13 protein-coding genes are annotated in these 14581 nt (G+C 59.7%); 3 read left to right on the top strand and 10 right to left on the bottom strand.

Annotated features, from left to right (window positions below; all coding sequences use genetic code 11):
* Window positions 1-110: 110 nt before the first annotated feature.
* Window positions 111-1019, top strand: a complete 909-nt coding sequence (locus tag B9Z39_RS12175) for a DMT family transporter (protein ID WP_100146389.1) — start codon at window positions 111-113, stop codon at window positions 1017-1019.
* A gap of 52 nt (window positions 1020-1071) precedes the next feature.
* Here B9Z39_RS12175 and B9Z39_RS12170 read toward each other — a convergent pair whose 3' ends face one another.
* Genes B9Z39_RS12170 through B9Z39_RS16995 form a run of 3 tightly spaced genes read right to left on the bottom strand, consistent with a single transcriptional unit; the run spans window position 1072 to window position 2954 of the window.
* Window positions 1072-1866 (bottom strand): SDR family oxidoreductase, encoded by a 795-nt coding sequence (locus B9Z39_RS12170; RefSeq protein ID WP_100146388.1) that lies wholly within the window; start codon window positions 1864-1866, stop codon window positions 1072-1074.
* On the bottom strand, window positions 1866-2774 hold the full coding sequence (locus B9Z39_RS12165; RefSeq protein ID WP_100146387.1) for a DMT family transporter: 909 nt from the start codon (window positions 2772-2774) through the stop codon (window positions 1866-1868). Before B9Z39_RS12165 ends, B9Z39_RS12170 begins: the two co-directional genes overlap by 1 nt.
* Window positions 2775-2777: 3 nt before the next feature.
* The gene (locus tag B9Z39_RS16995; protein ID WP_158236149.1) at window positions 2778-2954 is read right to left on the bottom strand and encodes a hypothetical protein; all 177 of its coding nucleotides are present in this window, start codon (window positions 2952-2954) and stop codon (window positions 2778-2780) included.
* 95 nt (window positions 2955-3049) lie between these two features.
* Here B9Z39_RS16995 and B9Z39_RS12160 point away from each other — a divergent pair, with 95 nt between their 5' ends.
* Together B9Z39_RS12160 and B9Z39_RS12155 are read left to right on the top strand one after the other, a co-directional pair.
* The gene (locus B9Z39_RS12160) at window positions 3050-4807 is read left to right on the top strand and encodes a cation:proton antiporter (RefSeq protein WP_108301904.1); all 1758 of its coding nucleotides are present in this window, start codon (window positions 3050-3052) and stop codon (window positions 4805-4807) included.
* 48 nt (window positions 4808-4855) lie between these two features.
* Window positions 4856-5797 (top strand): DMT family transporter, encoded by a 942-nt coding sequence (locus tag B9Z39_RS12155; protein ID WP_108301903.1) that lies wholly within the window; start codon window positions 4856-4858, stop codon window positions 5795-5797.
* Here B9Z39_RS12155 and B9Z39_RS12150 read toward each other — a convergent pair whose 3' ends face one another.
* From B9Z39_RS12150 to B9Z39_RS12120, 7 genes are all read right to left on the bottom strand, one after another.
* The gene (locus tag B9Z39_RS12150; protein ID WP_108301902.1) at window positions 5798-7630 is read right to left on the bottom strand and encodes a gamma-glutamyltransferase family protein; all 1833 of its coding nucleotides are present in this window, start codon (window positions 7628-7630) and stop codon (window positions 5798-5800) included.
* A 38-nt stretch (window positions 7631-7668) separates the two neighbouring features.
* Window positions 7669-9291, bottom strand: a complete 1623-nt coding sequence (locus tag B9Z39_RS12145) for a gamma-glutamyltransferase family protein (protein WP_100146383.1) — start codon at window positions 9289-9291, stop codon at window positions 7669-7671.
* 9 nt (window positions 9292-9300) lie between these two features.
* On the bottom strand, window positions 9301-10272 hold the full coding sequence (locus B9Z39_RS12140; RefSeq protein ID WP_100146382.1) for a tripartite tricarboxylate transporter substrate binding protein: 972 nt from the start codon (window positions 10270-10272) through the stop codon (window positions 9301-9303).
* Between the two features lie 21 nt (window positions 10273-10293).
* Window positions 10294-11568, bottom strand: a complete 1275-nt coding sequence (locus B9Z39_RS12135) for a DUF3422 family protein (protein WP_100146381.1) — start codon at window positions 11566-11568, stop codon at window positions 10294-10296.
* 98 nt (window positions 11569-11666) lie between these two features.
* Complete coding sequence (locus B9Z39_RS12130) at window positions 11667-13178, bottom strand: tripartite tricarboxylate transporter permease (protein WP_100146380.1); 1512 nt, start codon at window positions 13176-13178, stop codon at window positions 11667-11669.
* 16 nt (window positions 13179-13194) lie between these two features.
* Entirely contained in the window at window positions 13195-13680 is a 486-nt protein-coding gene (locus B9Z39_RS12125; RefSeq protein WP_100146379.1) for a tripartite tricarboxylate transporter TctB family protein, read from the bottom strand.
* 131 nt (window positions 13681-13811) lie between these two features.
* Window positions 13812-14570: a spermidine synthase gene (locus B9Z39_RS12120; RefSeq protein ID WP_108301901.1), complete on the bottom strand. Its 759-nt coding sequence runs from the start codon at window positions 14568-14570 to the stop codon at window positions 13812-13814.
* Window positions 14571-14581 lie beyond the last annotated feature (11 nt).

Genomic DNA, 14581 nt, shown 5'->3' with positions numbered 1-14581 from the left:
GGATGAGCTCCTGAGGGGAATGGCAAAAAATTTAAGGTTCGGCATCCTGCCATGAAACGCCGTACCTCGGGTGTCACCTCGGTTATTCATGCTCGGTTAGAGTCCAGCCCATGCATTTTTCTGCCCAAGCCCTGACGCCGCGCTCTGCGGCGCTTTTGTTGATACCTCCACTCCTTTGGGCCGGCAACGTCATCGTGGGTCGCATGATCCACGCGATGATCCCGCCGATGACGCTCAACTTTGTGCGCTGGGTCTTGGCCGGGCTGCTGCTCTTGCCCTTTACCTACCAGGTGTTGCGGCGTCACAGCCCCTTGTGGTCGCACTGGAAGCGCTATGCCGTGCTGTCTTTCTTGGGCGTCGGCTGCTACAACAGCTTGCAGTATTTGGCGTTGCAAACCTCCACCCCCATCAACGTCACCTTGGTGGCATCTAGCAACCCGGTGTTCATGCTGGGCATTGGCGCCCTCTTTTTCAAACAAACCGTTCGCAAACGACAAATTGTTGGGGCCTTGTTGTCCATCACCGGCGTGTTGCTGGTGTTGTGCCGAGGCGATTGGCAAGCCTTGCTGCAAGTGCAGTTGGTGATGGGCGATGTGTTCGTGCTCATCGCCACCGCCTCATGGGCGGGTTACAGCTGGCTGCTGGCAAAAACCACCGAGCCCACCGAGGTGCGAAACGATTGGGCCAACTTCTTGATGGCACAAATCGCATTGGGGCTGGTGTGGTCAGGGCTGTTCACCGCAGGTGAATGGGCCATCACCGACGCGCACATTCTGTGGAGCTGGCCGCTGGTGGCTGCGTTGGTGTTTGTGGCCGTGGGCCCGGCCATGCTGGCCTACCGCTGCTGGGGTCTGGGTGTGCAACAAGTCGGGCCCAACATCGCGGGTTTCTTTGCCAACCTCACGCCCTTGTTTGCGGCCCTGCTATCTGTCTTGACCTTGGGTGAGTTGCCCGCTTGGTACCACATGGCCGCATTCGCGCTGATTGTGGGCGGCATCGTGGTGTCGTCGCGGCGATAAAAAAGCCCCTGATGCTTAGGCGCATCAAGGGCTGTGGGTCGAGCAGGTTTCTTTAGAACGTGCCGCTGTAGGCCCCGCCATCGGTCAACACGTTTTGTCCCGTGATGTACCCCGCCTGTGCCGAACACAAAAACGCACAGGTGTCGCCAAACTCCGAAGGGTGGCCAAAGCGCCCCGTCGGAATGGTTTTCTTGCGTGCTTCAGCCACTTCCTCAATCGACTTGCCCGTTTTTTCTGCCGCGCCTTTCAAGGTGGTGCGGATGCGGTCTGTGTCGTAGGCACCTGGCAACAAGTTGTTGATGGTGACGTTGCGTGACGCCAATTTAGGCTGGCGCGCCAAACCCGCCACAAAACCAGTCAGGCCCGAACGTGCGCCGTTGGACAAGCCCAACACATCGATCGGTGCCTTCACCGCGCCCGACGTGATGTTGACGATACGGCCAAAGCCACGCTCGGCCATGCCGTCTACCGTGGCTTTGATCAGTTCAATCGGGGTCAGCATGTTGGCGTCCAAAGCTTTGACCCAATCCTCACGCTCCCAGTTGCGAAAGTCGCCAGGAGGTGGCCCACCAGCATTGGTCACCACGATGTCAAAGCTTTTGCCAGGGCCACCCGCCACCGACCAAACAGCTTCACGCCCCTCAGGGGTTGTGATGTCCATGGGCACGGTCAAAATGGTGGTGCCAAATTTACGCAGCTCCACTGCAGCCGCGTTCAGCGCCTCTGCACCACGCGCCACGATCACCACGTTAACGCCTTCTCGCGCCAGCGATTGCGCGCAGCCCAAGCCCAGACCCTTGCTTGCACCACCCACCAACGCCCACTTACCTTTGAGACCTAAATCCATCACTTTGCTCCGTACTTTGAAACGATAAACACACCACTCAACACCAGCAGGGTTCCTAACCCAATCCACAGATTGAGTGGTTCATCCAGCACCATTACGCCCAGGGCAATGGTGGCCATGGGGCCGATCATGCCAGTTTGCGCTGTCAAGGCGGCACCAATGCGCTCAATGGCCATCATCACCATCAGCACCGGAGCCACGGTACAAGCCACCGCATTCAAGCCCGCCAGCCACAACACATCCACGGGCACATCGGCTGCCGACCAAGGGCGCAGCACCACAAACTGCACGATGCAACACACACAGGCCACACTGGTGGCCCATCCCACCAAGCGCATGGCGCCAATGCGTTGCACCCACTGACCGCTGTAAATCAAATACATCGCATAGGTCAGTGCACTGGCAAACACCAAGCTGCCGCCCAGCAGCACATCGGCACCCGCAAACGACAGTTCATGCGCAAACACGAGCAACACGCCGCTGTAACTCACTGCCATGGCCAACATGCGGATGGGTTGAATGGGTTTTTTGTACAACAGCCAACCGATCAACACCACCAGGGTGGGGTTGAGGTACAGAATCAAACGCTCCAAACTGGCGGTGATGTATTGCAACCCCAAAAAATCGAGGTAGCTCGACAGGTAGTACCCCACAAAACCCAGTGCAGCAATGCGCGCAGCGTCGGCACGGGTCAGCGGGTTGGCACGGGCATGCGCCTGGCGCTCAGACCACCAGCCCAGCAATAAGAAAAACGGCAAGGCAAACAGCATGCGGTACATGATGATGGTGACCGCATCCACGCCATAACGGTAAGACAGCTTGACGATGATGGCTTTGCCACTGAAGGCAATGGCACCTGCAGATGCCAGCAAGAGCCCCGGTACGCTGGGTTTGATGGTGTGTGGCATGCCTCAGAAAAAACGCGACAACACCACCGCCAAAGCCAAGGCTGCCAACACCACGGCGATGAACAACCAAAGGCCGTGTTTGGGCGCGGGCTCGTTGGACGTCACCACAGGACGAGGCGACAAATGCAACTTGGCCCTGAGCTTGCGCAGACTGGTTTGCATGATGGTTTGAAACAACATCAACGGTTCCTTGGGTTCGATGGCCCTCAAGTTTAATGGCCTGGGGATGACCGGTTTGTGTCGAGGTCAATTCGGGCGGTTGATACCATTCACCTATGTCTTCCCTCGAACTGACCCTGCTCTATCTCTGCGCCGCAGTCGTCAGCGTGGTGGGGTGTCGCTTGCTGAATTTGCCGGCCATGCTGGGCTACTTGCTGGCAGGTTTGGTGATTGGCCCCAATGCTTTGGCGCTGGCCAAAGACTCCACTGCCGTTGAGCACTTGGCCGAATTTGGTGTGGTGTTTTTGATGTTCGTGATCGGGCTGGAGTTCAACCTGCCCAAGCTCAACAAGATGCGCAAGGTGGTGTTTGGGCTGGGGCTCGGCCAAGTGGTGCTGACCTTGCTGGGCACCTGGGTGCTCAACCTGGGCATTGCTTGGTGCATGACACAACTCGCCCGCCCCTGGCATGTCAGTTGGCAAACCGCCTTGGCCATGGGCAGTGCACTGGCCATGTCGAGCACGGCCATTGTGGTCAAGCTCATGGCTGACCGGGTGGAGCTTGAATCGCCACACGGCCAGCGCGTGATGGGCGTGTTGCTGTTTCAAGACTTGGCGGTGGTGCCCTTGCTGGTGCTGATTCCCGCGTTGGCCGACATGGGCGACAACAACTTGTGGCGCGCCCTGTCCATCGCCGCGCTCAAAGCCGCTGTATTGGTGGGTGTGCTGCTGTGGGGCGGCCCGCGCGTGATGCGCCATTGGTTGATGCTGGTGGCGCGGCGCAAGAGCGACGAGTTGTTCATGCTCAACCTGTTGTTCATGACATTGGGGCTGGCTTGGTTGACGGAGTGGGCTGGCCTGTCGCTGGCCATGGGAGCTTTCTTGGCCGGCATGTTGATTGCCGAAACCGATTTCAAACACAAGGTGGAAGCCGACATCCGCCCCTTCCACGATGTGCTGCTGGGCTTGTTCTTCATCACCATCGGCATGAAGCTGGACTGGGAGGTGGTGGTCGACAACTGGGCCTGGGTGCTGGGACTCACCGTGGTGCCCGTGCTGATGAAAGCCGCAGTGGTGTTTGTGTTGGCGAGACTGCACGGCGCAACGGCTGGTGTGAGCTTGCGCACCGGCATTTATTTGGCCCAGGCGGGTGAGTTCGGCTTTGTGTTGCTGTCTTTGGGTCAAGGCCACGGGTTGATCCCATCGGCTTGGATCAGCCCTATCTTGGCGTCGATGGTGCTGTCGATGATTGCCACACCTTTTTTGGTGATGAATGCTGACCGCATCGTCAGCCGCTTAGTCAGCACCGACTGGTTCGAACAATCGTTGGCCCTCACCGGCATGGCGCAGCGCACCTTGCAGACGGAGAACCACGTCATTGTGTGTGGCTACGGGCGCAGCGGCCACAACTTGGTAGACCTGTTGAGTCTGGAAGGCGTCGCGTATGTAGCGCTCGACAGCGACCCCGACAAAGTGCAAAGCGGCCGCAACATGGGCCACCATGTGGAGTTTGGCGATGCCACGCGCTTCACCAGTTTGATGTCTGCGGGCTTGGCCCGCGCCGCGGCGGTGGTGGTGACCTACCCCGACACCGCGTCTGCACTCAAAGTGCTGGCGTGGGTCAAAGAGCACGCGCCCCATGTGCCGGTGGTGGTGCGCACCCATGACGACAAAGACTTAGAACAACTGCGCGCCGCAGGCGCTGCCGAGGTGGTGCCTGAAGTGATTGAAGGCAGCCTGATGCTGGCCAGCCAGACCTTGGCCCTGATCGGCACGCCCCTCAAGCGGGTATTCCGCTTGGTGCAAGCGCAGCGAATGAGCCGCTATGCCCTGATGCGCGAGAGTCCCAAGCCTCAGGATGACGCTGCACCTTAACGTACACCCAGTGTCTGCCCTAGCGACCACCCTCACCTTTTTTTCCACATGACCCAATTTTTCGGACGGCGCTTGCGCCTGGCCCAACACCGCACTCACCGCGCCGCAGGCAGACTGCCGCGCCCCTTGCAGGGCATGCTTTGGATGGTGGCCGGCGGCATGATGTTTTCCATGCTCAATGTGATTTCACGCAAGATGTCCATCGAGCTCGATGCATTTGAAACCCAGTTCCTGCGCTACTTCTGTGGCCTGCTGGTACTGCTGCCCGTGGTGTGGCGATCGGGGGCTGCGGCCTATTGGCCCAAAGACATCAAGGGTCAGTTCTGGCGCGGCGGCGTGCATGCTGCGGGCCTGATGCTGTGGTTCATCGCCCTGCCGCATATTCCCATGGCCGACATGACGGCCATCAGCTTCACTGGCCCCATCTTCATCATGATCGGTGCCGCCTGGTTCTTGGGCGAACGCATGCACCGTGACCGTTGGATTGCCGCATTGTTTGGCTTTGCAGGTGTTTTGGTGGTGCTGCTGCCGCACCTCTCCAACAATGGCGGGGTGTACCACTTGGTCATGCTGTCGTCAGCGCCGGTGTTTGCGGCCTCGTTCTTGATCACCAAAGCCTTGACCCGTTACGAAAGCCCTGGGGTCATCGTGCTGTGGCAAGCCATCACGGTCGCCATCTTCAGTTTGCCCATGGCCGTGTTGCACTGGAAAAATCCCAGCGCCTGGCAATGGGCCAACTTTTTTGCCGCAGGCATCATGGGCACTGTCGCCCATTACTGTTTGACGCGTGCCTTCCATGTGGCCGACATCTCGGCCACGCAGTCGATGCGGTTCCTGGACCTGGTGTGGTCGTCACTCATGGGGTGGTGGGTGTTCACCGAGGTGCCCAGCGAAACCACCTGGATAGGTGCCTCGGTGATCTTGCTGTCCACGCTGTGGATTGCCCGACGCGAAGGGCAACGCAAGCCCATCGCCACGCCCGAGCCTTGATCACTGGCCCATGACCACGCCTTCGCGGCGTGGGTCACTCGCGCCCACCCACACCGCACGCCCCTCGCGCGTCTGGCGCTGCAAGATTTGAGTGCCACTGGTGAGGTCGCGTGTTTGCACGTCACCGCCGCGTGCGCGCAAAGCCTCCACACTGGCAGCACTGAAGCGTTGTGTCTCCAACACCATGGGGCCACCGAGATTGCCAAAGTTGGGCAAGTCCACCGCCTGCTGCGGCGAGAGCCCCCAGTGCAGCACCCCCAGCAACACCTTGGCGGTGAAATGAATGATCATCTCGCCACCGGGGCTGCCCAGGCTCATCACCAACGCACCCGTGTCTTGGTCGAACACCAGCAACGGCGACATGGATGAGCGTGGCCGCTTGCGTGGCTCGACCCGGTTGGCCACCGGGCGACCTTGGACATCACGCGGCACAAAAGTGAAATCGGTGAGTTCGTTGTTGAGCAAGAACCCATGCACCATCTGGCGCGCGCCAAACGCACTCTCAATGGTGGTGGTCATGGCCACGGCACGTCCCTGCCCGTCCACGATGCTCAGGTGTGAGGTGCCGTACTCGGGCTGCACTGGGCTGGGCGCGTACTGGCTGTGTTCGTCCCGCACAGGGTTGCCGTGGGTGACCTGGGGCATGCGTGTGGGGCCGATCAAGGCCGCGCGTTCGCGCAAGTAAGTGGGCTTGAGCATGTGCCGCCAATCGCCCCCGGGTGCCGTCACAAAGGCGGGGTCTGCCACATACTGCGCGCGGTCAGCGTAGGCCAGGCGAGAAGCCTCGCTGTAGGCATGCAACCACTGCGGTGTGGGCAGGCCATCGCGCAAGGGGGTATCAGCCTCTGCGGTGTGCTGCAACAGTCCCAAAATTTGGCCAATCGCCAAGGTGCCAGAACTCGGCGGCGGAAAACCGCAAATGCGGTAGCGGCGTTGCATGGCAAGGTGCGCAAAGCACACAGGCTCGCGCTCCAGGGCTTGGTACTGCGCCAAGTCTTGCAGGCTCAAACGGCCGGGATTGCCGGGGTGCTGCTGCACTTTTCGCACCATGGCTTGCGCCACCTCACCGGTGTAAAACGCCTGTGCCCCCTCGGTGGCAATGCGTTGCAGCAAAGTCGCCAAGGCCGGGTTGCGCAACACATGCCCCACGGGGTGGGGCGCGCCATTGGCTTGGTAAAAATAAACGCGGGCCACCGGGTCCAGGCGCAGGTAAGCATCAGCCTTGAGCTGTGCATGCAAGCGCGGGCTGATGGCAAAGCCTTGCTGCGCCAGCCGTATCGCAGGTTCAAACAAACGCGCCCAGGGCAACTGGCCATGACGTGCATGTGCCAGCGCCAGCATGCGCAACACACCCGGTGTGCCTACCGCGCGGCCGCCGACCACCGCTTGGTAAAAAAGCAGGGGCTGCCCTTGGGCATTGAGAAACAGATCTTCGCTCGCTGTGGCAGGGGCGGTTTCGCGGCCATCGAAGGCCTCCACCTGTGTGCCTTGGCTGTGCAGCAACAAAGCGCCACCGCCCAAACCGCTGGACTGCGGTTCGACCAAACCCAACACCATTTGCACGGCCACCGCCGCGTCCACCGCAGAGCCACCGGCTTGCAAGATGTCATAACCCGCCTGTGTGGCCAGCGGGTGCGCCGCCGCCACCGCCCAATGCGCACGAACCACCTCGGTCTTGTGTTGCAAGCCGGTGGCGATTTCTGGTTGCTCAGGCGCTTGCGCCAGCGCGGCGGGTGCAGCGCCCACACACAGCAAGCACACCAACCAGCCAACACCCAGGGCACGCCACGTTGGGCTGAGCTGACACGGGCTGTCACCGCTCAAAGCATGCATGCAGTGGGGCGTTGGCAATGTGAGCTTGTGTGATGGGCTTAAAAGCCTGCGGCCAAACCGTCACGGCGTGCGTCGCTGGCCACCACATAGCCTTCGACCTTGGGGTCGCCAGCGCGCCAGATGAACTGACCGGCCCCAAAGTCTTGGTAGCTGTCGTTGATCACCTCCACGCGGTGACCGCGTGCCTGCAAGCCCGCCACGGTGTCGTGGTTCAGGCTGGACTCGACGTTGATCTCTAGCCCCGCGTTGTAGCGCCAGCGCGGCGCGTCGCACGCCGCTTGCGGGTTTTGTCCGTAGTCCAGCATGCGCACCAAGGTCTGCATGTGGCCTTGCGGTTGCATGTTGGCGCCCATCACGCCGTAGCTCATCACGGGTTGGCCGTTTTGGGTGAGGAAGGCCGGGATGATGGTGTGGAAGGGCCGCTTGCCAGGGGCCACCAAGTTGGCGGGGTTGAGGCCCTGCGCATCCAGGCTGAAGCCGTGACCGCGGTTTTGCAAGCTGATGCCAAAGTTGGGCTCGACACAGCCCGAGCCAAAGCCCATGTAGTTGCTCTGGATGAAGCTGACCATCATGCCGTTTTCGTCGGCGGTGCTGAGGTAAATCGTGCCGCCTTTGACGGGGTTGCCAGCACCAAAGTCTTGCGCCTTCTTCATGTGGATGAGTTGGGCGCGGCTCTTCAAGTACGCGGGGTCCAGCATTTGGGCCGGGGTGACTTCCATCTGCTGGGGCTCGGCGACGTAGCGGTACACATCGGCAAACGCGAGCTTGATGGCTTCGATTTGCAAGTGCTGTGAGTCCACACCGTCCACCGCCAAACTGGCCACGTCAAAGTGCTCCAAGATGCCCAGCGCAATCAGCGCTGCAATGCCTTGGCCATTGGGTGGGATCTCGTGCAAGGTGTAGCCACGGTAGTTTTGTGCAATGGGCGTGACCCATTCGGCTTTGTAGTCTGCAAAGTCACGGGCGGTGATGCTGCCACCGTTGGCGGCGGCAAATTTCTCAATCGCATGTGCGATCTCACCGCCATAAAAAGCCGCCCCTTTGGTTTGCGCAATGGCACGCAGGCCTTTGGCCGCAGCGGGAAACTTGAACAACTCGCCCACATGGGGCGCACGGCCCCAGGGCAAAAAGTTTTGGGCAAAGCCGGGCAAGCCTTGCAGCTCGGGCGTGGCGGCGGCCCACTTTTGTTGCACCACCACGGGCAGCAAGTAGCCACGTTCGGCAATCTCGATGGCGGGTTGCAGCAGGTCTTCAAAGGGCAGCTTGCCAAAGCGCTCACTCATCGCCACCCAACTGGCCACGGCACCGGGCACGGTGACCGAGTCAAAGCCGCGCTTGGGCGGCGTTTTGGCATCAGCGCCGTATTTGCGCTGAAAGTATTCAGGCGTCCAGGTTTGCGGCGCGCGACCAGAGGCGTTCAAACCATGCAGTTCTTTGCCATCCCACAAAATGCAAAACGCGTCCGACCCCAAACCGTTGCTCACCGGCTCGGTCAAGGTGATGGCGGCTGCCGCTGCAATGGCCGCGTCCACCGCATTGCCACCTTGCCACAGCATGCGCAAGCCGGCCTGGGCAGCCAAGGGATGAGAGGTAGACACCACATTGCGGGCGAACACGGGCAAACGGGTGGAGGTGTAGGGGTTGTTGAAATTGAAGTTCATTTTTCTCTTTTACTCTGCGGTGATTTTTCTGTCGACGATGATCTTGCGCCACTTGGTGGATTCGCGTGCCAGCATGGCGCTGAACTCTGCGGGTGTGCCCCCGACGGGTTCGATGCCTAGGCGAAACAACTTGTCTTTGACTTCTGGGTCTGCCAAGGTGTGGTTCACGGCCGCATTGACTTTGGCCACAACCTCGGCGGGCAAACCTTTGGGACCGTATAAGCCAAACCAAGTGTTCGATTCGTAACCCGGCACGGTCTCGGAGATGGCGGGCAAATCGGGTGCCAAAGGCGTGCGCTTGGCACTGGTCACGCCCAAAGCGCGCAAGCGACCATCACGCACATGGGGAATACCGCTGGGCAAGGAGTCAAACAGCACATCGAGTTTGCCGCTCACCAAATCGGGAATCGACAAGGCCGTGCCCTTGTAGGGAATATGGACCACAAACAAACCGGTCTCGGCTTTGAACAACTCGGCCGTGAGTTGCACGATGGTGCCGTTGCCACTGGAGGCGTAATTGAGTTTGCCGGGGTTGGCGCGGGCATAGGCGATCCACTCTTTCACACTGTGTGCGGGCGAGCTGTTGGGCACGAGCATGATGCTGGGCGCATTGCCCACATGAACAATGGGCGTGAAGTCGCGCACCGCGTCATACGGCAAGCGCGCGTTGAAGGCTGGCCCGATGGTGTGGGTGCTGGTGGTGGCCAGCAGCAACACATAGCCATCGGCGGGCGCTTTGGCGGCCAAGTCGGTACCTAAGGTGCCGCCAGCGCCTGGGCGGTTTTCCACCACCAGCGAGGTACCTAATTTCTCCGGCAACTTGATCGATAAAGCGCGCGCAAAAATGTCGGTGGCGCCGCCCGCCGGGAACGGCACGATCAGACGGATCGGTTTGTTCGGGTAGATTTGTGCCAGGCTAGGTAGGGCGCATGCAGCCAGCGCCAGTGCGGTGCACAGTCGCACCCAACGTGAAAGAGTCATGATCGCAAATCCTGTATGTGCTTAAGCTTGAAAGACCTTGTGGTGCAGACGGCGCATCGACCACCACACCGCAGCAGCCACCAACGGTAACGCACAAGCCGCCGTCAAATCGGGTGAAAAAGGCCAGCCAGAATGCACCGCGCCCTTGGCTAAATAACTCACCAAGCCCGTGATGTAGTACGTGATAGCGGCCACCGACAAACCCTCCACCGTGGACTGCAACTTGAGTTGCAAACCTTGGCGTTGGTTCATGGCTGCCAGCAGCGCTTGGCTGCTTTCTTGCTGCTCAAAGTCCACCCGCGTGCGCAACAAGTTGCTCATACGCGAGACCCGCTCGGACAACGCCGTTTGTCGCCGCGCCGCCCAGTCGCAAGTGCTGCGCGCAGGAGACAAACGTCGCTCCATGAACTCGCCGATGGTTTGCATGCCAGGCATGCGCGATTCGGCAATGTCACGGATGCGGCGATCGACCAACTCAAAATAAGCGCGGGTGGCCGAGAAGCGCGAATGGGTGGCCGCGTATTGACCTTCCACCTCACCCGCCAAACGGGTCAATCGGTCCAACAGACCTGCCTCGTGCTGGGTCTGGGCGCTACGCACCGCGTGGGCCAAGGCTGCCAGCTCACGCTCGGCATCGGCCAAGGCCGCAGATGCCTCACGGGCCGCCGGTAAACCCAGCAAGGCCGCCATGCGGTAGGTCTCGATCTCCAGCAGTTGCTGCACCAAACGTCCTTGGCGACGGGGCGACAAAGAGCCCGCCAGCAACACGATGCGGGAATACCCATCGGGGTGCAACTGAAAGTCGGTGTAGACCTCGCCATGGCCTTCGGCCACGGTAGATGCGACCAAGGTGTCCTCGTGCAGCATGCGCGGCAACATGTCATGCATGTCGTGACCGCCGGTGGCAAGCAACCACAAATGCAAGCGGGCCAAACACTGACCCGGCAAATCGGACAACCACTGCTGGGGCACGCCTTCAATCGCCGTGACCAGGTTGCTCTGCGTCAACATCTGCGAGGACCCCGCTCGCATGAACGTCCACGACACGAACTCGGTGTGCAATTCCCAGCGCAGGCGAAAGGCCCCCAGGTCCATGCGCACGTGGTTGGTGTGCACGTCGGGTGCTGGCAAATGGTGATCTCGCAGCAAACGCGCCAAATGGGCCCGACTGGCTTGGGCCGTGTCACGGTCAACCCACATCACCACGTGCGAGATCGCCAAGGGTGCGTGCATAGGTTCAGGCGGGCGTGCATGAACTTCGTTGTGCAATGCGAGGCGTTGCGAGTGATCCATCATGGGCAGCCTTTCTGTTTAGAAAGATTGTGTCGCAAAACTCAAGCCCTATGAAAAACGGCACCCGAAGGTGCCGTTTCAAGACAAGGCGTGAGCCCTGATCACTCTTCCACGAAGGCTTCTTCGCGTTTGGAGCGGATCGATGGCAACAGCACAATGATCAGCAGCAAGAGTGCAGCAGCCAACAGACCACCCGACAGAGGACGGGTCACGAACACCGACCAGTCACCGCGTGACAGCAGCAGGGCACGACGCAAGTTCTCTTCCATCATGGGGCCCAAGATGAAACCCAGCAGCAAAGGCGCAGGCTCGCAACCCAACTTCACGAACAGGTAGCCGATGAAACCAAAGGCTGCCACCAACCAGATGTCGAAGGTGTTGTTGTTGGTCGAGTACACACCAATGGCGCAGAACAACACAATGGCGGGGAACAAGAAGCGGTAAGGCACCGACAACAGCTTGATCCACATGCCAATCAAAGGCAGGTTCAAGATCACGAGCATCAGGTTACCAATCCACATCGAGGCAATCAGACCCCAGAACAACTCAGGGTTGCTGGTCATCACCTGAGGACCCGGCTGGATGTTGTGAATCGTCATGGCACCCACCATCAAGGCCATCACAGCGTTGGGTGGAATGCCCAAGGTCAGCAAGGGAATGAAGGAGGTTTGTGCACCGGCGTTGTTGGCCGACTCAGGTGCCGCCACACCGCGGATGTTGCCTTGACCGAAAGGAACTTCGCCAGGCTTGAGCTTGGTTTTCTTCTCAATCGTGTAAGCCGCAAACGCTGCCAGCAAAGCACCGCCACCTGGCAACACGCCAAGAATAGAACCCAAAGCCGTGCCACGCAGCACCGCAGGAATCATGTTCTTGAAGTCTTCCTTGGTGGGGAACAAGCCCTCCACCTTGGCGGTAAACACTTCACGCTCGTCTTCGGGTTGCGACAGGTTCGAGATGATCTCGCCGTAACCAAACACACCCATGGCCACAGCCACAAAGCCCACACCGTCGGTCAACTCTGGAATGTCAAAGCTAAAGCGTGCCACGCCAGAGTTCACGTCGGTGCCAATCAGGCCCATCAGCAAACCCAACACGATCATGGCGATGGCTTTGAGCAACGAACCCGAAGCCAACACCACGGCACCCACCAAACCCAAGATCATGAGCGAGTAGTACTCGGCAGGACCGAACTTGAAGGCCAACTCGGTCAAAGGCGGTGCGAACGCAGCCAAGATCAAAGTACCCACGGAGCCGGCAAAGAACGAACCCAGGCCAGCAGCAGCCAGTGCAGGACCCGCACGGCCTTTGCGCGCCATTTGGTAGCCGTCGATGGTGGTCACCACGGACGACGACTCACCGGGCAAGTTGACCAAAATCGCGGTGGTCGAACCACCATACTGGGCGCCATAGTAAATACCGGCCAACATGATCAGCGCTGACACAGGGGGCAGCGCATAGGTGGCAGGCAACAACATGGCGATGGTGGCGACTGGGCCGATGCCTGGCAACACGCCAATCAGCGTGCCCAAGATACAACCGACCAGGGCGTACATCAGGTTGATGGGCGTGAAGGCCACGCCAAAACCCAAAGAAAGGTTTGAAAGCAGATCCATTTTTTATTCTCCCGACTCAACCAGTGATGAAGGTAGGCCACACCGGCATCTGCAGTTTGAGCAGAACGATGAACGCCAAGTAGCTGCCAACCGACAGAATGGTTGCAAGAACCAACACGTCTTTGAGGACGAAGTTTTCACCCGCTTTGCTGGCAATCAAAACCAAGGCATAAATCGCCATGATCAAGCCCATGGCTGGCAGACCGATGCTGGGCAGACCACCCAACAACACACCAAACGCCAAGTTAGAGCCCAAGATGTAAAAGATAGGCCGCCAAGCGAACTTGCCCACCTTGTCACCGTCTTCGGCGTGCTCTACCAGCGAATAAAAGATGATGAAGGCACCCAACACGGCCAGCACGATGCCCAACAACAACGGGAAGTACCCAGGGCCCATGCGAGCACCGGTACCCACGGAGTAATTCATGGCACCTACAGCAAAACCACCACCGACCAATGTGAACATTAGGCCGGAGAAAAAGTCTTTTTGACTTTTGATCATTTCTTCTCCTCAAAGAACAGCGAACATGGCGCGAATTGTGCGGGTCACAGTGCTTACACATGATGTGGGTTCCACCTACGCCCTGTCACGTCGGGAAACCGGGTAAACCCTGATCTGGTGCGGCTTGGCGCTCAGAGGCTCAAGGGTTTGAAGACACGCACCCATTTGGTCGCAGGCAATGGCCAGCGGGCTTGGATGGCTTCCGCCCGGGCCATCAACTCGGCCCGCTTCACCACCTTGGGCGTGCGTTGCGCCAACACAATGGTGTTGCCCTCGCGTGTCGGCTTGAAAGCCCACAAGGCATCGGCGCCAAAGGCTTGTGCCATTTTTTCCACGCTCTGGGCAAAGCTGGAGCTGCGACCAAACAAATTCACCGTCATGCACCCGTCGTCGGTCAGCAAGCGGCGGCAGTCGGCATAAAACTCGGCGCTGTCGAGCACGGGTGAGGCGGCTTCGTGGTCGTAGAGATCAACCTGCAAGGCATCGATTTGACCTTGCCAATGGGCATGCTTGGCCACCTCGGCCGCATCGCCCAGCACCACGTTGAGCTTGGCCGTGTCGGCGGGCAGCTTGAACCACAGGCGGCACGCCGCAATGACCTGCGGGTTGAGCTCGATGGCGGTGGTCTTCATGCGCAAATGTTTGTGGCAAAACTTGGTCAGCGCCGCAGACCCCAAGCCCAGTTGCATGGCATGCAGTTTGGCCACGCGGTCGGGCTCGACAAACAGCAGCCACGCCATCATGCGCTGCACATACTCCAGCTCAATGTCGAACGGCTTGTCAATCAGCATCGAGCCCTGAATCCATTCGGTGCCCAGGTGCAAATAGCGCACGGGTCCGTACTCGGAAAAATTCACGTCGGGGAGCTGCTGCTTTTTATGGGTCGCCATGGGTATCTCGG

The sequence above is a fragment of the Limnohabitans sp. JirII-29 genome (genome assembly GCF_003063395.1).
In the GTDB taxonomy this organism is placed as follows: domain Bacteria; phylum Pseudomonadota; class Gammaproteobacteria; order Burkholderiales; family Burkholderiaceae_C; genus Limnohabitans.
The sequence above is the reverse complement of the archived record's forward strand: the minus strand, read 5'-3'. Positions and strand labels throughout refer to the sequence as shown.